Origin of the sequence: Paenibacillus violae, assembly GCF_032461945.1 — a bacterium.
GTDB classification, from domain to species: Bacteria; Bacillota; Bacilli; order Paenibacillales; family NBRC-103111; genus Paenibacillus_E; species Paenibacillus_E violae.
This window is the reverse complement of sequence record NZ_JAWCUD010000013.1, coordinates 211069-228808: the sequence shown is the minus strand read 5'-3', so window position 1 is coordinate 228808 and position 17740 is coordinate 211069. Positions and strand designations below refer to the sequence as shown.

General features: G+C 41.6%; 24 protein-coding genes and 2 pseudogenes. 19 read left to right on the top strand and 7 right to left on the bottom strand.

All coding sequences use genetic code 11. The annotated features are described in order from the left end of the window. Positions 1–47: 47 nt before the first annotated feature. The 3 genes and pseudogenes from RQP52_RS30425 (at position 48) to RQP52_RS30415 (ending at position 2595) form a co-directional block, all read left to right on the top strand. Complete coding sequence (locus tag RQP52_RS30425; protein ID WP_315955301.1) at positions 48–575, top strand: AAA family ATPase; 528 nt, start codon at positions 48–50, stop codon at positions 573–575. A 147-nt stretch (positions 576–722) separates the two neighbouring features. Further along, complete coding sequence (locus RQP52_RS30420; protein WP_315955300.1) at positions 723–1208, top strand: hypothetical protein; 486 nt, start codon at positions 723–725, stop codon at positions 1206–1208. 216 nt (positions 1209–1424) lie between these two features. Next, positions 1425–2595: pseudogene (locus RQP52_RS30415) on the top strand (IS110 family transposase). A 221-nt stretch (positions 2596–2816) separates the two neighbouring features. Here the strand turns inward: RQP52_RS30415 and cydS are convergent. Genes cydS through RQP52_RS30405 form a run of 3 tightly spaced genes read right to left on the bottom strand, consistent with a single transcriptional unit; the run spans position 2817 to position 5299 of the window. Continuing rightward, positions 2817–2930 carry a cytochrome bd oxidase small subunit CydS gene (gene cydS, locus RQP52_RS36555; protein ID WP_379174365.1) on the bottom strand — a complete coding sequence of 38 codons (114 nt, stop codon included), beginning with the start codon at positions 2928–2930 and terminating at the stop codon, positions 2817–2819. Positions 2931–2933: 3 nt separating this feature from the next. Continuing rightward, positions 2934–3962 (bottom strand): cytochrome d ubiquinol oxidase subunit II, encoded by a 1029-nt coding sequence (locus RQP52_RS30410; protein WP_315955299.1) that lies wholly within the window; start codon positions 3960–3962, stop codon positions 2934–2936. Continuing rightward, on the bottom strand, positions 3959–5299 hold the full coding sequence (locus RQP52_RS30405) for a cytochrome ubiquinol oxidase subunit I (protein WP_315955298.1): 1341 nt from the start codon (positions 5297–5299) through the stop codon (positions 3959–3961). The genes RQP52_RS30410 and RQP52_RS30405 overlap by 4 nt, the downstream gene beginning before the upstream one ends. 286 nt (positions 5300–5585) lie before the next feature. On the opposite strand from RQP52_RS30405, the gene RQP52_RS30400 reads away from it, so the two are divergent. Then, positions 5586–5960, top strand: a complete 375-nt coding sequence (locus tag RQP52_RS30400) for a DUF2512 family protein (protein WP_145667255.1) — start codon at positions 5586–5588, stop codon at positions 5958–5960. Between the two features lie 79 nt (positions 5961–6039). On the opposite strand, the gene RQP52_RS30395 is transcribed toward RQP52_RS30400, so the two are convergent. Further along, positions 6040–6234 carry a YgaP family membrane protein gene (locus RQP52_RS30395; protein ID WP_315955297.1) on the bottom strand — a complete coding sequence of 65 codons (195 nt, stop codon included), beginning with the start codon at positions 6232–6234 and terminating at the stop codon, positions 6040–6042. Between the two features lie 302 nt (positions 6235–6536). On the opposite strand from RQP52_RS30395, the gene RQP52_RS30390 reads away from it, so the two are divergent. From RQP52_RS30390 to RQP52_RS30345, 10 genes are all read left to right on the top strand, one after another. Continuing rightward, positions 6537–7316, top strand: a complete 780-nt coding sequence (locus RQP52_RS30390) for a sulfite exporter TauE/SafE family protein (RefSeq protein ID WP_315955296.1) — start codon at positions 6537–6539, stop codon at positions 7314–7316. A 60-nt stretch (positions 7317–7376) separates the two neighbouring features. Continuing rightward, positions 7377–8507 carry an MBL fold metallo-hydrolase gene (locus RQP52_RS30385; protein WP_379174374.1) on the top strand — a complete coding sequence of 377 codons (1131 nt, stop codon included), beginning with the start codon at positions 7377–7379 and terminating at the stop codon, positions 8505–8507. A gap of 18 nt (positions 8508–8525) precedes the next feature. Continuing rightward, the gene (locus tag RQP52_RS30380; protein ID WP_315955294.1) at positions 8526–8846 is read left to right on the top strand and encodes a rhodanese-like domain-containing protein; all 321 of its coding nucleotides are present in this window, start codon (positions 8526–8528) and stop codon (positions 8844–8846) included. Positions 8847–8875: 29 nt separating this feature from the next. Continuing rightward, positions 8876–9448, top strand: a complete 573-nt coding sequence (locus tag RQP52_RS30375) for a sulfurtransferase TusA family protein (RefSeq protein ID WP_315955293.1) — start codon at positions 8876–8878, stop codon at positions 9446–9448. Between the two features lie 31 nt (positions 9449–9479). Continuing rightward, positions 9480–9707 carry a sulfurtransferase TusA family protein gene (locus RQP52_RS30370; protein ID WP_315955292.1) on the top strand — a complete coding sequence of 76 codons (228 nt, stop codon included), beginning with the start codon at positions 9480–9482 and terminating at the stop codon, positions 9705–9707. Positions 9708–9736: 29 nt separating this feature from the next. After that, positions 9737–10219, top strand: coding sequence for a DsrE/DsrF/DrsH-like family protein (locus tag RQP52_RS30365; protein ID WP_315955291.1), 483 nt, complete (start codon positions 9737–9739; stop codon positions 10217–10219). Positions 10220–10307: 88 nt separating this feature from the next. Then, entirely contained in the window at positions 10308–10568 is a 261-nt protein-coding gene (locus RQP52_RS30360; RefSeq protein ID WP_145667279.1) for a metal-sensitive transcriptional regulator, read from the top strand. Positions 10569–10592: 24 nt separating this feature from the next. Then, positions 10593–10979 (top strand): rhodanese-like domain-containing protein, encoded by a 387-nt coding sequence (locus RQP52_RS30355; protein WP_315955290.1) that lies wholly within the window; start codon positions 10593–10595, stop codon positions 10977–10979. A gap of 142 nt (positions 10980–11121) precedes the next feature. Continuing rightward, positions 11122–11652: a cupin domain-containing protein gene (locus tag RQP52_RS30350; RefSeq protein ID WP_315955289.1), complete on the top strand. Its 531-nt coding sequence runs from the start codon at positions 11122–11124 to the stop codon at positions 11650–11652. Positions 11653–11771: 119 nt separating this feature from the next. Continuing rightward, positions 11772–12149 carry a YidH family protein gene (locus tag RQP52_RS30345; protein ID WP_315955288.1) on the top strand — a complete coding sequence of 126 codons (378 nt, stop codon included), beginning with the start codon at positions 11772–11774 and terminating at the stop codon, positions 12147–12149. A gap of 518 nt (positions 12150–12667) precedes the next feature. Here the strand turns inward: RQP52_RS30345 and RQP52_RS30340 are convergent. Both RQP52_RS30340 and RQP52_RS36550 read right to left on the bottom strand, forming a co-directional pair. Continuing rightward, positions 12668–13174: a YhcN/YlaJ family sporulation lipoprotein gene (locus RQP52_RS30340; RefSeq protein WP_315955287.1), complete on the bottom strand. Its 507-nt coding sequence runs from the start codon at positions 13172–13174 to the stop codon at positions 12668–12670. Positions 13175–13243: 69 nt separating this feature from the next. Then, a pseudogene (locus tag RQP52_RS36550) lies at positions 13244–13504 on the bottom strand (hypothetical protein); the annotation flags it as partial. On the opposite strand from RQP52_RS36550, the gene tlp reads away from it, so the two are divergent. The 5 genes from tlp (at position 13488) to RQP52_RS30315 (ending at position 16426) form a co-directional block, all read left to right on the top strand. Continuing rightward, complete coding sequence (gene tlp / locus RQP52_RS30335) at positions 13488–13709, top strand: small acid-soluble spore protein Tlp (protein ID WP_315955286.1); 222 nt, start codon at positions 13488–13490, stop codon at positions 13707–13709. The pseudogene RQP52_RS36550 and the gene tlp sit on opposite strands and share 17 nt — an antisense overlap. 530 nt (positions 13710–14239) lie before the next feature. After that, on the top strand, positions 14240–15163 hold the full coding sequence (locus RQP52_RS30330) for an NAD(P)/FAD-dependent oxidoreductase (RefSeq protein WP_315955285.1): 924 nt from the start codon (positions 14240–14242) through the stop codon (positions 15161–15163). Between the two features lie 29 nt (positions 15164–15192). Then, a complete protein-coding gene (locus tag RQP52_RS30325) occupies positions 15193–15432 on the top strand; it encodes a glutaredoxin family protein (RefSeq protein WP_127457915.1) in 240 nt (79 codons plus the stop codon). 37 nt (positions 15433–15469) lie between these two features. Beyond that, positions 15470–16036, top strand: a complete 567-nt coding sequence (locus tag RQP52_RS30320) for a peroxiredoxin (protein WP_315955284.1) — start codon at positions 15470–15472, stop codon at positions 16034–16036. A gap of 153 nt (positions 16037–16189) precedes the next feature. Then, positions 16190–16426, top strand: coding sequence for a hypothetical protein (locus RQP52_RS30315; RefSeq protein ID WP_315955283.1), 237 nt, complete (start codon positions 16190–16192; stop codon positions 16424–16426). A 64-nt stretch (positions 16427–16490) separates the two neighbouring features. On the opposite strand, the gene RQP52_RS30310 is transcribed toward RQP52_RS30315, so the two are convergent. Then, the gene (locus RQP52_RS30310) at positions 16491–17546 is read right to left on the bottom strand and encodes a LacI family DNA-binding transcriptional regulator (protein WP_315955282.1); all 1056 of its coding nucleotides are present in this window, start codon (positions 17544–17546) and stop codon (positions 16491–16493) included. Positions 17547–17740 lie beyond the last annotated feature (194 nt).

The window sequence follows — 17740 nt, the reverse complement described above, 5'->3', positions numbered from 1 at the left end:
TTTAGCGTCAGATAGAAACATCTAATATAATGTGCTTATCCACTTGAATGGAGGGACTAACCTTGGGCATTAGGAATTATCTGATTGGAGGCGTTTCCGGCGCTGGCAAAACTACGGTCTGCAACGAATTGCAGCGGCGCGGCTACCATGCCATTCATGGTGATCGAGAATTGGCTTATCAAGGCGATCCGGAAACTGGTACCCCAACGGATGGCTTTAAACCCGAACACCACATTTGGCATGTAGATAAAGTAAAAGCTTTGGTCGCCAATCAGGATGAGGCGGTAACATTCTTCTGCGGTGGTTCGCGGAATTTCCCCAAATTCATCGATCTCTTCGACGAGGTGTTTGTCCTTGAAGTCGACTTGGAAACCAGTCTCCGGCGGATTGATGAGCGAGTAGCACTGGACCCAACTGACTGGGGTGGCAGACCAGAGGAACGGGAAATCAGTGCGCGAATTTATCAAACGAAAGAAGGCGTTCCCAAAAACGGGATTATAATCGACGCCACCGCACCGATCGCGCACGTCGTTGACGAAATCCTCCATCAAATCGAAGCAAATAAACGCCAATGACAGTAACTTATGGTCACTCACGGACAGCACCTGGATACGACCACTGCGCTAACGGAGAACGTTAGTTCAAAACAAGGAAACAGAATATGTTATCTAAGCGTGATTAGTTAAATCATAAAAGAGTGATTCCAAGCGGAGGGTTATGTCTTGAAAGAAATTCTCGATATAATTAAGTACAGCTGCATAGATGAAATTTATTTAATTGGTTTCGTAGATACAGATGATGCAGGAGTCACTGAATTTACGGCTCTTATGAGATACCTATTTTTTGAATTTAATGGTCAACTTTTAAAGCTAGAATCAATATCAATTTCTCAAACTATATCAGTCCAATTAGAAATTGATCTGGAAGATGTTATCCCAGCAAAATCAAGAATCAGCAATATAATATTTAATAATCCATTAATAGATAATAAAGTTGCAGAAATCCAGTTTTATAACTTACAAGTAAATAATCTTAACGAAATATTATGTGATGCATTGAAAATGATACTTCAAAATAAGCAAGAAATATTCTTGGACCCTTCATTTTTGGGGATCAATATTGGTCCATCAGAAGTAGAAAAATTATGGAGAGATAATCAAGCAGATGACTATGTAGATACTCCTACTCGAATTAATTTTGAAACTTAACAGTCAGGATTAGTCATTAATTGCGACGAGTGATTCAACTAACGCAGAACGTTAGTTCAGCGATCCAGAGAGTAGTTTGTCACCGCGGCAGCTGCTCTTTCTGTCGTTAAGCGAACAGGCAGCATTCCTATTATGAGGAAATACGAGGTTTGAGAAATAAAAAGACTCCTTGGTATGATGTACATGCATTCTACTCAAAAAGAACGAATTAATTAAATTACTTTTTCTACCTTAATTATCGGAGTCGACATCGCAAAATTTAGGCATGTGGCGAGAGCCCAAGACTTCCGCGGGGTCGAGTTCGGGAAGCCACTTACGTTTGAAAACAATCGAGAAGGCTTTGAATTATTCGTGAGCTGGTTCAGGATGATTGCGACGGAGCAGGGGTTCAAGGACGCCATAGTTGGTATGGAACCAACGGATCACTACTGGCTAAACCTAGCTCATTTTCTAAAAGAAAAGCAAAGAACTCGGTGACAACTCGCCAACGAAGAATGACATGAAGGACGCAAAAGTGATGGCACAGTTGATCAAAGACGGGAGATACGCTGTAACGAAGCTTCCTCAAGGTGTTTATGCCGAACTGAGGGAAGCCATGAAAATTCGCGAGCACCTAACAACTGACCTTTGTGTTGTACAAGCACGTGTCCATAACTGGTTAGATCGGTATTTTCCAGAGTTTCTGACGGTATTTAAGGATTGGGAGTGCAAATCTGCTATCCAAATGCTAAGCCTAAATTTATTGCCGCATGAGCTTGTTTCTGTGCCAGACTAGAAGTTGCTGCAGCATTTAAGAGAAGCTGCAAAGCGCGGGCTTGGTCTAGGTCGAATACAGAATCTGAAGGCAGCAGCCAGCCGTTCTGTTGGCATCAGGCAAGGCTCCGAGTTGGCTAAAATGGAGCTAAAGTTTTTGCTGACACATTACGAATGGCTTCAGAACAAACGTGAGGTATTGAAAGCAAAGCTGGATGAACTACTACTGCAGATCCCTCATGTAGAGCAAGTATTGGCTATGAAAGGGATAGGCCGGTACACTATCGCTGGCTTTCTAGCTGAGGTAGGGGACATTGGCCAGTACCGACATCCGAAGCAGATCACGAAGCTCGCTGGACAAACCAGGATAACAAAGCGGGGCAGGAAACGGCTTCGTGCTTTGCTCTTTAGAGTGATGATGCCGCTAGTCGCTAAAAATTCAGCCTTTCGAACCTTACACGAGTATTACACCAAACGGCCTATGAATCCATTAAAAAAGATGCAGTCTCTCATTGGGTTATGTAACAAACTCATACGCATTCTTTTTGGTATCTTCCAGAAGGGCCATGAGTTTAGTGAAGAAAAGATGATTCAGGATATCCCTCGATTTACGGAAATACCACAAGCAGCTTAATTATTGCTTTTTATGATGATGACCTAGGTTAGAGCAAGATAACAAGAAGCGCGGATGAGTCGGAACAACGTTAACATACGGACGAAGGGACCCTGCCCTAGCAGCATATCTGACCTCCACCTCATGGACAGGTTGAATGAAGGAATGTGGGAGGGTTGAGATTTTTAGTGAGGATACGATTGTGGAGGAGCATGCCATAGTAGAACTAACCACTTCTCTCATTAATTTTCGTCACCTCTAACTCTTTCTTTACCCATCCACCCCCAGCCAAAAACGACCACAAGAGAGGCTATAACGATAATCGGCGGTAACATCATAATTAATATGAATTCCAATATCTATTCTCCTTTCGGGTGCATCTGTCCCCGTACATATCTGGTATTAAACAAAAACAATTTCATTAACAGAAACAGTGAAGGAATTAGAAGTAATAGTCCGGTTATAAAAGCAATAATTAAGGCTACTGCCATGGACTGATTAGTAAAATGTTCATACATAGATAAGTAAGGGTAAAGTAGATAAGGTAAGTGAGATGCCCCATAACCGTAAAAAGCAAATGCAAATTGAACCATCACGCAAATAAAGGACAGCCCATAATTTTTTTTCTTCCAAACGAAATAAACAGCTGCCAGAAAGAAGAGAAACGAACATGCAAACATCCAAGATAACTCCGTGATATGCTGATAATGTTCAGGGTTATGCAAGTTAATCGAGTAAAATACGATTAAACTGCAAATGATCGTCGGTGCGCTCCAAATTAATGCCCATTTCCGCACAATTTCAAGAGCTGGCAGATCATTTGCTTTGGCGGCGTAAAATGTTAAAAACATAGCAGAAATATAAAGGACACTAACAATTGCAAGTAAAACAACGGACCATGAGTAAAGACTGAGAAAGAGTTTGCTGTATTGAAATAAGATCTTACCATTCTGAATTTCAATAAAATCACCCTCTGAAATTGTCAGCACTGTTGATAATGAAGCAGGAATCAGAAGTCCAGTTGCACCATATAAGAATGCATAAATTTCTCGACTCTTTATGCCGTATGTATTAAACGCATAGTAGGAACCACGTATAGCAAGAAGTATAATGGCTACGCTACCAGGAACTAATAAGGCTGTTCCATAGTAATAAGCGGTATCTGGGAAAAAGCCTACGATCCCGACAATAAAAAATATGAGAAAGACATTAGTTACCTCCCACACAGGAGATAAGTATCGTTTAATGATATTCTGTATCACGTGTTCCTTACTAGTTCTGTAACTGTAGTAACTAAAAAATCCAGCCCCAAAATCAATAGATGCTACAATTAAATACCCGTACAGAAAGGTCCATAGGACTGTAATTCCCACCACTTCCAAATTCACTTGAGAGCACTCTCCTTATTTTGCAACATAAGCTCGTCTTCGGGCGTATTATTTTTAAACATTTTCACTAAAACACGTAAACATGAAATCCCCAAAATCACGTACAGGGCGAGGAACACGACAAAAAGTAAGCCAACATGTTCAGAAGTCGTTGCACCCTGCTGTGTCTTCATATACCCACGCAAAATCCAGGGCTGTCTGCCTACCTCGGCATATATCCATCCATATTCAATGGCAAACATAGCGAGTGGAGCTCCGATGACAATCGCGGCAAGGAGCAGTTTGTTGTATGGATTCCCTTTTCGAAACCAAAGAGCAAGAATAAACAATAAAGGTATACTGGTTAGATAACCACCAATACCAACCATGGCATCAAAAGTGTAATGAATCCAAAGCGGAGGGATTTCATCCGCAGGAAAATCATTTAGTCCCTTTACTTCACTCTTAGGATTTCCATGAGCAAGTACGCTTAATGCAAATGGGATTTTCCATCCATATTTAACTTCGTGTGTTTCGGTTATAATACCACCCACAATTAAAGGTGCATGTGACATCGTTTCAAAATGCCATTCCCCAGCTGCCAGCTTTTCAGGTTGATATTTCGCCAAATATTTCCCAGACAAATCACCAATCAAGAAGGTTGATATTGCAAAAACAAGTGCTGCAAAAAGCGTCATATTCAATACTTTCTTATAGTAAATATGACGTTTTCCCTTTAATAGGGCGTATGCCGCGTTCCCTGCAATAATAAAAGCAGACGTAAGATAAGCTGAAACCAATACATGGGAGACTTTAGTTGGACTTGCAGGAGTAAACATAGCCTTAAGAGGCTGTACGTTACCTATAATCCCATCAACAATCTCAAATCCTTGCGGAGAATTCATAAAGGCATTAACAAGGGTAATAAAAAGTGCAGAACATGACGCACCAATGACCACAGGAATAATAAACAAAAAATGAATTTTGGGTTTAAATCGATCCCATGTATACATATAAATACCAAGAAAAATGGCCTCGAAGAAAAAAGCGAATATTTCCATAAACATAGGTAAACCGATAGCTTGTCCAGCTATCCTCATGAAATTGGGCCACAAAAGGTTAATTTGTAGGCCAAGAGCCGTTCCAGAAACAACCCCTACGGCTACTGTAATGACATATCCACGTGTCCACCTTCGTGCCATCAAGGTATAATGGGGGTCATTTCGACATATACCCATCCATTCCGCCAAGGCAATAAGAACAGGAATTCCGACTCCGATGGTTGCAAAAATAATATGAAATACAAAAGTCAAAGACATTAGTGCACGGCTGTAAATAACCGGATCATTAGCAAACATGAATTCAACAACTCCTTTATACAATACCGGTAATCTTCTCCATCGTGACTAAAACAGATGGTGAGAAATTGATAATAGTAAGATAACTGCAATGACCAAGCATAGAATAATCAACTTTTTTTCATGCCTTTGATAACGTTCCACGACAGTATCCTTTCAAAATTCGAATGTTCTTTAGTATTATCAAATTCATAAGAAAAATGTATATATTACCAATCAATATTTCGGTAGCAATAGGCAATGCTAAGAAACAGAAGTACATTCTAGGTGAAAGAAGGCAAAGAAAATGTTGCGAATGCTTGGGAAAATGTTTTTGAAGTTACTACTAAATGGAGTTTTTATAATCCCCCTATTGATGTATTTAACGCAAGCCACTCTTACAGAGGCATTCTTTGCCACTTATACTTTTTCGCTAATGTCTTATGTTGCAATTGATCAATTGTTTTTAAGAGTCACCAACAATGGGGTCGCAACTTTAGCAGATGTAGGGCTTGCCTTTGTTTTCTTTTGGTTGGTCGAGAAATTCTTCTTCCACTGGTCCATAAACTTTATGAATGTAGCGATAATTGCTTTGGTTTTTGGCATCATAGAGTTCTTTATGCATAGCTATTTTCAGAAGGACAGGGGAAGACTTGATCGACATAGTTTTAGTGATAACTAATTTAACTAGGTCCTGTAAAATAAAAAACAGAAGGAAAACTCAGATCCTGAGCATTTCTTCTGTTTTTAACAATTTTGTTTCAAGACTTACTATCAGCTTTGCAATTCGATATCCCCAAAACAGCATTGAGTGGACAATAACGAGTCGTTCCCGTAACAATAGGCGCTATTCCAATTAAGCCCCACCATTTTTTATAATATGTCCCTGCAAGAACAATAGCCGATCCAATTGCTATTCTTAGAACTTGCTCCGTCTTCCCTACGTTACATTGCATAAAAACACCTCCAAAGTATCTATAATGCCATGCTGTTACGCTACAGTACACATTGAATATGATGCCCTTTCTCAGTCCGATAATGACGGAATTTGAGTTTGTAATTTCAGGGGTTGACGCAAATAAAAATCTTTAATATAGTATCAATATACCCATACGGGTATACGTAAAATAAAAAGGAGGTGTAAGAAGGAATTCTCGAAACTAAATAGGCAAAAGGAAGAGAATTTTTTTTGCAATTTTATATACCCCCATAGGTATATGACTGGCGTGGTCTAATGAACACGGAAAGGCTGTGCTTTATGGATTTAGCATGGATCATAACTATTTTCACTATTGGATTTTTGGGCTCATTTATTTCGGGAATGGTGGGAATCGGCGGTTCCATTATTAACTATCCGATGTTGTTATTTATACCTGCAGCATTAGGATTTGCAGTTTTTACCCCGCAGGAAGTATCTGCAATCAGTGCAATTCAGGTGTTCTTCGCGAGCTTAATGGGGATGCTTGTGTTTCGAAAAGGGAGACTACTAAATAAATCCTTAGTGCTTTACATGGGTATTTCAATTATCATTGGCAGCTTTATGGGGAGCTTTGTATCCAACACATTATCAAGTTCAGTGATCAATCTCGTTTATGCTATTTTGGCACTGATTGCTGCCATTTTGATGTTTTTACCTAAGAGAGGAAAAGATGTCGAAGATGTAAGCAAAGTTACATTTAATAAACCTCTAGCGGTTATTTTAGCTTTAATCATCGGGACGGTATCAGGGATCGTAGGCGCGGCGGGTGCTTTTATAACGGTACCAGTGATGCTGGTCGTTCTTAAGATCCCAACTAGAGTTGCTATCGCATCATCCCTAGCCATAACTTTCATATCTTCCATTGGCTCTACGACAGGAAAGCTACTAGGTGGACACATGCTTTTGGTTCCATCCATTGTGCTTGTCATTGCAAGTACGATTGCATCACCTATTGGTGCTAAACTGAGTGGAAAAATCAACACAAAGATGCTTCAGTGGATTTTGGTTGTATTGATAACGGCAACTGTCATAAAAATTTGGTTCTCAATTTTCCTTTAAAATCATCCGACCTTTTACCTCTGGAGGGAACTATACATGAATGAAAAACAAATACAAGGAATGAATGTTGCTAATTTAGCTAGAAAGGTTTTGAACCATACACCCATTTTTATTTTAGATGTTCGGAATGAAAGTGACTTCAACGACTGGAAAATCGAAGGCGAGAAAGTTAATATCCTCAACGCGCCATATTTTGACCTTCTGGATGGCGTAGATGAGATTCTTGATCAAATACCGGATGACCAAGAAGTTGTAGTGGTTTGCGCGAAGGAGGGCTCATCGAAGTTTGTAGCTGAACAGTTGGTGGAAAACGGGAAACAATCTATTTCTTATTTGATTGGCGGCATGAAGTCCTGGAGTGAGCATCTTGAGCCGGTGAAAATAGCCGACTTGAATGATGGAGGTACCCTGTATCAATTTGTACGGTTAGGCAAAGGATGTCTGTCTTATATGGTGATTTCTGATGGGGAAGCTGCCGTTATTGATGCGGTTCGGATGACCGAGGTATTCGAGGATTTTGCCAAAGAAAATCAGGCCGTCATCAAACATACCCTGGATACTCACCTTCATGCCGATCATATTTCAGGCGGCCGGCAATTAGCTGAGAAAACTGGAGGATCTTACTGGCTTCCGCCTAAGGATGCGACAGAGGTTGTGTTTCATTATGAAAAACTTGAAGAACACAGCCAGCTTGTCATTGGGAAAACAGAAATCAACATCCAGCCTATTTATTCCCCCGGCCATACGATAGGAAGCACATCACTTCTTATTGATAATCAATATTTGCTATCCGGAGATATTTTATTCGTGAAGTCAATTGGCCGCCCTGACTTGGCTGGGAAAGCAGAAGATTGGGTCGCTGACCTCAGAACGACATTGTATGAGCGGTATAAGCATCTATCTGACGATTTAATCGTGCTTCCTGCCCACTTTGGTACAATTGCTGAATTAGGTGATAAAGGGCAAGTAGCCGCACGTCTAGGTGATTTGTATAAAGAAAATCCTGGTCTGAACATACACGACGAATCCGCATTTAGACGCACCGTTTCGGAAAATCTGCCGCCGCAACCGAATGCCTATCAAGAAATACGCCAAACGAACATGGGGAGAATTAGTCCGACAATGGAAGAACAGCGAGAAATGGAGATTGGACCAAACCGTTGTGCCGTTCATGATGACAGATCAAAATAAATATTTGGAGGAAACCAAGTGTCTAATAAAAACTATAAAGAACTGCTGCCACATGAAGTTTTAGAGCGAATCAAACAGAAAGAGAATGTAACCATCCTTGATGTTCGGGAGCACGACGAATGGGAATCCGGACATATATACGGCGCCAAACATATTCCTCTCGGCCAAATCGCTCGAGCGCTTAATGAAATAGAGCCAAAACAAGAAACAATCATTGTTTGCCGCAGCGGTAATCGAAGCGGAATAGCTTGTGATTATTTATTTTCTATGGGCTATCACGTTGTAAATATGTCTGGTGGCATGTCCCAATGGTCTGGCGAAGTGGTTTACGGAAAATAACCAAATGCAAAAATGGAGGTCTATAACCTATGACAGCATTGCATGTAGATCGTACGCTGGAGTGTGAAGGACTTGCTTGTCCACTACCAGTGGTTCGTACCAAAAAGGCAATAGATGAGATGAATCATGGCGAAGTATTGGAAGTACGTGCGACGGATAAAGGCTCGGTGGCTGACCTAAAGGGCTGGGCAAGCCGCACAGGACACCAATACGTTGGGTTAAAAGAGGAAAACGGCATTTATCGTCATTTCATCCGCAAAGCTGAAGCATCCGGAACCAAAGCGGACATGAAATTTCCTCATACCACAACCAATGATGAGTTATTGGCTAGAATAAATGCTGGAGAAAAACTCAATATCCTTGATGTCAGGGAGCAGGCAGAATATGCTTTTGGACGTATTCCAGGGGCCATTTCACTTCCTTTAGGTGAACTCGAAGAAAAGATGATGCAGCTTGACCCAAACAAGGACTATTACGTTGTATGCCGTACCGGAAACCGCAGTGATATGGCATGCCAAATGCTAACAGATCGAGGGTTTAAAAGTGTTAAGAATGTATCGCCCGGTATGTCGCAATGGGGACATTTTGTAGAAAAAGACTAATTACATTTTTAATTCTAAGGAGGAGTTTAGAATGGTAGATTTGATTGTTGACGCGAAGGGGTTGGCATGTCCACTGCCGATTGTTAAAGCCAAAAAGGGGATCGATTCTTTGGAGCCAGGACAGATCATGGAATTGCAAACGACGGACAAAGGGTCGATGAAAGATTTCCATGCTTGGGTCAATCAAACGAAACACGAACTCATTGATGTAAAAGAAGAAAATGGGATTTTCACATTTACAGTGAAAAAAGGATCATGACCTAAGTACAATTGGAGGATGTGGGAAGCATGGGAGATAACAAAGAGAAAACAACAATTGTTCTTTTTAGCGGAGAGCTAGATAAAGCGATTGCCGCATTTATTATCGCAAATGGCGCTGCCGCCTATGATCATGAAGTCACGATTTTCATGACCTTTTGGGGACTGAATGTACTTCGTAAAGATCAAAAAATATCGGTGAAAAAGGGATTCCTGGAGAGAATATTTGGAAAAATGATGCCACGTGGAGCTGAAAAACTTGGAATTTCCAAAATGAATTTCGGTGGCATGGGACCAAAAATGATTAAACATGTAATGAAAAAGCATAATGCTTTATCCCTACCACAATTAATTGAATTAGCTCAAGAACAAGGTGTTAAACTGATTGCTTGTACGATGACTATGGACTTGCTCGGTTTGCAGCAGGAAGAGCTGCTGGATGGCATTGAATATGCGGGTGTTGCCGCATATTTGGGAGATGCTGCTGATGCTAAAGTAAATTTATTTATTTAACTTTTCAGTTCTCCAGCCTCCTTATTGTTTTCGATGGTCACATCAGCAATAATATACCTATACAGGTATAAAGAAAGGATGGCAGAATATGAAATACGATGATGATGTAAAAAAGAGATTAAAACGTGTGGAAGGTCAAATCCGCGGTGTCTTAAAAATGATGGAGGAAGAACAGGACTGCAAGGATGTTGTAAGCCAAATTTCTGCTGTCAGAAGCGCCGCGGACAAAGCGATTGCCTACATTGTTGCAGTCAATTTGGAACAGTGTATCCTAGAGGAAATGGAAGCTGGAAGAGATTCGAGCAAGATGGTCAAACAGGCCGTTGAATTGTTAGTTAAAAGCCGGTAATAGGATTAGGAAAGAGGTTAGCCTATGGATTATACATCCATTTTAAATATCGTGGCCTTAGTGTTTTTAATCTGGTTTATTTATTCCAGGTTTGCAAGCTTAAAAGGTCTAAACAATCTATCGCCAGCTCAGTTTCAGGAAGAATTGAAGGGAAAGCTTAATTACATTCTGATTGATGTACGTGAACCCGGCGAAGTAAAGCAAGGCTACATTCCAGGTGCGATCAATATACCGTTATCCAAGATGAAACAAAGAGTTGGCGAAATTCCAAAAAATAAACATGTATATCTATATTGTCGGAGTGGCATGAGGAGCAAACAAGCAGCAAGAATTCTAAAAAAGAATGGTTTTCATAAACTATCTCATTTACAGGGCGGAATTATGTCATGGAAAGGGAAGTTAACTAACTAAATAAATAAATAAATAAACATTAGCCCCGTGGGTTAATGTTTTTTATTTTACATAAGTTGGACTCTTGCCCATTTTTCACTCCATTTATTAGGCATAAGCATAAGATAAGAGATAACAATAAAATCAGTGGAGGTAAGTCATTATGTATCGTAGTTCCTACCATTATTATCAATGGTATCATCCCTTACGTTGGAATTGGAAAAACCCCGAATGGAGCTACACTTGGTATCCTCACTATCACAATCGGGACAGTACCAACTATAATGGAAACATGAATTTAACAGATTATGGACCAAGACCATTGGTATTGAATATTGACCAAGCAACTAGGCAAAACAATACTTACCGTACAGCTTTATGGACGGGGGAACACTTTCAAGTGACCTTAATGAGTATTAATGTTGGAGAAGACATAGGTTTAGAAGTACATCCCTCAACAGATCAATTCATACGCATTGAAGCTGGTCAAGGATTTGTCCAAATGGGAGATAGTAAAGATAAATTGGATTTTCAACAAATGGCTTATGATAATTTTGCAATTATGATACCTGCTGGAAAATGGCACAACGTAACCAATACAGGTAATACACCACTTAAAATATACGTTATCTATGCTCCACCGGAGCATCCCCATGGTACGATTCATCAAACAAAAGCAGATGCGTTGTCGTAAATATTTAGGTGTGACAACAGCAAGTGATTCAAGTGATAAATGTTATTACTGAAAGAAAGCCTAACTTTGAGTTAGGCTTTAGTGTTTCTTGGGCATAGTAAAATTAGAGGAGGATACAGATGGAAGCAGGAAGCTCTCATGAATCAAAATTAGTACAACAGCATCTTGCGAATGAGCGAACGTTTCTCGCTTGGGTTAGAACAGGAATCGCTACTATAGGACTTGGCTTTTTGGCCACAGGAATAGTATTTCGAGCCAACCTGTATTCCTATTGTATTCATAAAATCGCTGCAATCGTAGGAATTAACGGTAAATTCCTTCAATACACGTCTCCCCGAGGAAAAGTTTACAATACAGTTGCCGCTGCCATCAAAAGCATTAACGACGACCCGGGCTCCTTTATGTACACTACAATCTGGTCTCGCGTGGCGGAGGCAGATACGATCTGGTTCAGGAAAATGCGATCAAATCTGGCATCACCGCGCTCCGATTTTTGAGATGAGAAGAAAACGATTTTAGGGGGCTCGATTGAAGAGATCCCCCTTTTTTGTGCTTGAACCGAAAAGATAGTTTCTCCCTAATCTATTGTGGAACCCCTTAAATCCCAAGTGATAGGGATCTTCTTTGTCGTTATTTTTCCATTACGAACTGTTAGAATGACGATGTGGTTTATTCGTTTTCAAATGTGTTAAGCATCACCTGGTTGATCGTGTGTATTATTTTGTGCAGACTGGTCAGGCGATTTTCGAGTTCGAGATTGCAGTTCCTTATCTACGGTACGCTGAGATTTGGTTATCTTAGTTTTAGTTTTATCGGACATTGAGATTACCTCCCACCCCTTTGAGTAATTTGAAACATATATATTGTACTCACTTAAGAAGTAATATAAGCAGACACATTGTGCCAATCACTTTTAGTTTCTTATTCTTTAGCCGGACATGATCATCATCTCCTAGCAAAACAATCCCAACTTGTCTCTTGACAATGAAGGGATTCGTTCCGTGTTTTGCCTATTTTATCTGGCGCTTGGGAAAATACGACGAACCATCTCGCTGAATTGTTCGACAAAGCCGGATGCCGGTCTTCCTTGACCTACATCCGTTATATAAGAATTCACACGATCGACAAATTCAGGATTCGAAGATACGTACACATTTTGAATATTTGCATCCGTAGCTTTGACTTGCTGGGCAATTTGATTCTCCAAATCCTTGGTCAGCTCGGTTTGTGGCGTATTCACCACAGCTGCCACGTAAGCATTTCGATTGGTAACAAGGACATTCGCAGATTTGACTCCTGGCACCTGTGTAATTTTATCAGCGGCTTGTTTCGCAATTTGAATGCGGTTGTCGCCAGCTGACGGTTGATACTGATTCTGCCGAATCGGGGCAACTGTTCCTTGCGGAACCCCTTGCTGCCGGACCTGATTCTTGGCATTGTATGTGCATCCTGTCGCAATCACCATGCAAGATACAATAAGCAGTGTAGCTCCTTGGATTTTGCGTTGTATGGTAAGCATCATATAGCACCTCCATCTTGATGCTCTTATTATGCTGCTAATTACTTTGAACCATTCATGGCATGTTTCCAAAGGATAAATTCTGACTGTACCATACTTTTCGTCGACATGTTGGATGTAAATAGGCGACCCATTATTTTTAAAATCCCGAGGATAATCCCCTGCTTTACTGTTCCAAGGTCGTCTGGCCTTCAGTCGGTGGCTAACGAGAATTTTAGCGGCGTAGCCGTTTTTTTGTTTGAATGAATAATTTGATTGATCATTTGGAATCGTATAACAGGATGTTAATAACTCGCAACAAAGGGAGGGAACTACTATGGCTAAGCCAGACAATCGCGAAGATAACCCAGCCCGTATTCAGAATGCCATCGATAATACAATGGCCAATCTAAACGAAGCTGAGGAATACTTGGATGAACATGCGGATGAAATTTCTGCTGTAGACAAAGAGAGCATCGAATCAAAAAATGCTCGCCGCAAAGAGAGCATCAATGGATTTATCGCAGAGAAACAAGACGAAACCAACGCACAAGAATAACAGACTTTCCCACTAAATAAAAGCACCCTTTAGTCGAGATATCGGATAACCATTCTGGTTCAACCGATATCTTCTATGGGGTGTTTTTCTATGCCCGTTATTTCTTGCCGCCATTTTCCTATACTCGGAATTTAATTTTCATGGGTGAAGTTCGGATGAATCGGGAAAAGCGAAGACAATTTGAAAAGAGAAACGAAAGAAAAAGAAGAAAAAAAATAAAATCTAAATATTGTATATATACACGATTAGCAGCCAATCTTTCTGAAGATTTTTAAGATAGTCGGCTGCTTTTAAAACAAATATAGAATTGAACGTCCGTTCAAAAAATTGAAATAATAGCTGTTCTTCGTTCCTTATGAATGGAAAAAAGAAAAGAACCGGACATTCTGCCCCCTCTAGAAACGGACACTCTTATTTATAATAATTATTAAAAAGTATTGACTTTCATCTATATTTATTTATAATAATTATTATCTGATATCGATTATCAGTGGACAAGCAGTGGAACGGATAGAAAGGGTGCAGCGGCAATGTACGATGTCATTATTATTGGAGCAGGACCGGCAGGAGCTTCAGCTGCCATCTATACAGCTAGAGGAAACTTGAAGACGTTGGTGATTGATAAAGCGCCGAACACGGGAGCTTTGGCCATCACGCACAAAATTGCCAATTACCCAGGGGTAATTGGGGCGATGTCTGGCAAGGAATTGCTGGATACGATGCGGGAGCAAGCAAAAGGCTTCGGCGCTGAATTTATTCAAACGACAATTACGGCTGTAGATGTGGAAGATGAGACGAAAGTCGTGTTTACGGCGGACGGTATGTATGAAGGCAAATCGATTATCATTGCGACGGGATCGAAAGGACGCAACCGTATGCTTCCTGGTGAAGAGAACCTGCTCGGGCGTGGCGTGAGTACTTGTGCAACGTGTGACGGCGCTTTTTTTGAAGGAAAAACGGTCGCAGTCATCGGTGATTCGGAAGAAGCGCTGGAAGAAGCCCAGGCACTAAGCAAATTTGCGGAAAAAATCCACTTCGTGGTACCGCGCCCCGAATTGCAAGGCGTTCATCATACCCCGGAGATACCGGGAACGGACATCCTCTATAAAGCCAAACCGCTTGAAGTGCTTGGTACCAATAAGGTAGAAGGGCTTCGCATTCGCACAGGCGTTGGTACGGAAGAAGTTCTTGAGGTGGACGGCGTTTTCGTCTTCCTATCCGGAAGCAAACCGGGGACAGACTTCCTGCAGGGCCAAGTGCCGCTGGATGAAGAGGGCTTCATGATTCTCGACAGCTCGATGCAATCATCGGTTCCAGGCGTGTTCGGCGCCGGCGAAGTTAGACGCACACCTGTTAAGCAAGCGGTCGTTGCAGCTGCGGATGGGGCCATTGCGGCCATGGCCGTTGATAAATTTATTAATAAACGGGCTCAATTGATCCCGCAATATAAATAATCTTACAACCTATTAGGAGATGAAATCATATGTCTAATGTCATTGTTTATTCAAGCACGAATTGCCCTTATTGCCAGCAGTTAAAAAAATACTTAACCGATCAGCAAGTGGCCTATGAAGAAAGAAATATTGATCTAAATGACCAATATGGCCAAGAACTTCACGATATGGGCATGATGTCTCTTCCGGTAACGGTGATTGGCGAGCACAAAATTCTAGGTCTCAATGTGACCAAGCTCAAAAAGGCATTGGCTGAAGTAACTGTTTAATTCACATAAAATAGATAGATAAAGAGGAGAGAGAACCATGACACAATTAACCGTACAACCATCCCAATCTTTTGCTAAAATAGGACTGCCGGCACCAACTTTTTCACTTCTGTCCACGAAAAACATGGAAACTTTAGAAGAAAAAATTTCTCTTGAGGACTACAGAGGCAAGTGGTTAGTATTCTTCTTCTGGCCTTTCGATTTCACCTATGTATGTCCAACAGAAATTACAGCTTTCAGCGACAACTATGAGGAGTTCCTCGATTTGGACTGCGAAATCGTAGGAGCATCCGTGGATAGTGTATACACGCATAGAGCTTGGACACAAACGCCGCGCGACCAAAGCGGTATCGGTCCCGTGAAATTCCCGCTCGTCAGCGATTTCTCCAAAGAAACTGCGCGCGCGTATGGCGTGCTGGATGATGAAACAGGTGCAGCTCACCGCGGTTTGTTCATTATCGACCCTGAAGGTGTGCTGCGCTACCAAGTCGTGACAGACATGAATGTTGGACGTTCGGTAGACGAGACGCTGCGCGTGCTTCAAGCGCTTCAAGCCGGAGGACTTTGCCCGGCGAACTGGAAACCTGGTGACAAAACGCTATAATTTATAAATGTAGCATGCCCCAATTCGTATTTAATCTACGGATTGGGGCTTTCGTGTGCATTCGGGGCTGCATTTGCAGTATAATAGGAAGGCAAATGAGGCAACGACAGAAAGGTTAGATCGATGATGCAGTCCATTTCGGACAAACTATTTATGGGTTCTTTGATTTTATTGATGATTTCCGTTGTGGTCAGCGGAATCGGGTTTCAATTCGTGAACTGGCGCTCGCAAGTAACAGATGAGTTGGATGCGGAGACGAATTCCAGTTCCGCCCGTAAGAAGGCGGTCATGGAGCGTCAAGATAAGAGCTTGAAGCGTGTACTTCGTTCCTATTTATTCTGGATCGCGATTGCAGGTATGCTCGTATCCGTCTTACTCTCTCGATTGTAAGCTCTTTTAATACAGAAAAAGGCGTATAGCGGCTCTAGGAGCCCATGCTATATGCCTTTTTCGTTTAACCGGAATCTCGCGCGATGAAACGGGACGAGAGAATGATTTTCTCGGCTTGTCTTCCCGGGTATTTAAGCCTGTAAAGGAGAGTTTCCACTGCTCGAATGCCGAGCGATTCTTTCGCAAGCTCAATGGTGCTAAGAGGCGGATGCGCATAAGCGGAGGCATCAATATTATCAATCCCGATAACCTTAACCTGGCCCGGAACATCGATACCTTGGCGCTTCAGTATGGGAATCAGCTCCAGAGCTATTTGATCGTTAGCGCAGATAATGCCTTCGGGCAGGCTTTCAGGTGAAAGAGCCAAAACTTTGCGCTCCAGGTACTGCAGGACCTGTCGACTCTGGTAGGGAATGCTCCATTTCTTCAGAGAGTAGTCCTCATCCGGTTTGCTTAAATCTTCCATGGCCATTCGGCAGCCCCAGAAGCGCTCCTTGAAGCTGACGGCAAATTGATCATCGCCGACGAAAACAAGCCGTTTCAAGCCGGCTGCGAGGAGACGTTGACAGGCCATTTTACCCGAGTCCAAATTATTATTGAGAACGCAATCGACATCCACTAGAGGTTCGGAATGGTCAATTAATACGAGCGGAATCCCGGTTTGTTGGAGGGAGATGACCGAAAGGGTAGGAAAAGTTCCTGCCAGAAGATGGCCCGCGCAGTGGGCAGGATTCACATAGGAAGGAATCTGCAGTTGTTCGTTATGATGAGCCGGCACAGGGATGATCAGATGCTCGAAGCCCAGCTCCTTGCTGGCCGCCCCGATCCCCGCGAGAACTTTTCCCCAGAATGGATTATCTTGCTGATAAATGGCCTGAATCCAAACCAGAATATAAGGCGTTTGCCCGTTAACGCTCACAGGTTCAGTATTCAGGCTTCCAGAGTTCTGCGCTGCTGATTGGATGAGATATCCCATGGCTTTCGCCATTTCTTGAATACGAAGCCGATTCTCCTCGCTTACACCTGATTTTCCGGACAGCGCTTGGGACACGGTATATTTAGATAGTCCTAGTCGATCTGCTATTTGCTGCATGGAAACTTTTTTACTCAAGGATTGCACCTACTTAAATTAAAATCATTTTTCACATAACAAAACTAACAAATCTCATTGTTTACTAAAAAAGAGACATTGTCAATCTATTGGGAAGTTTACGTATAAAAATGAATTGACGTCAAGACTGAAAATGATTACAGTAGGGGTGCTGAAATAAGTGTTAGCCTAACAAAAATAACAAAAATTATAATATTCAACAC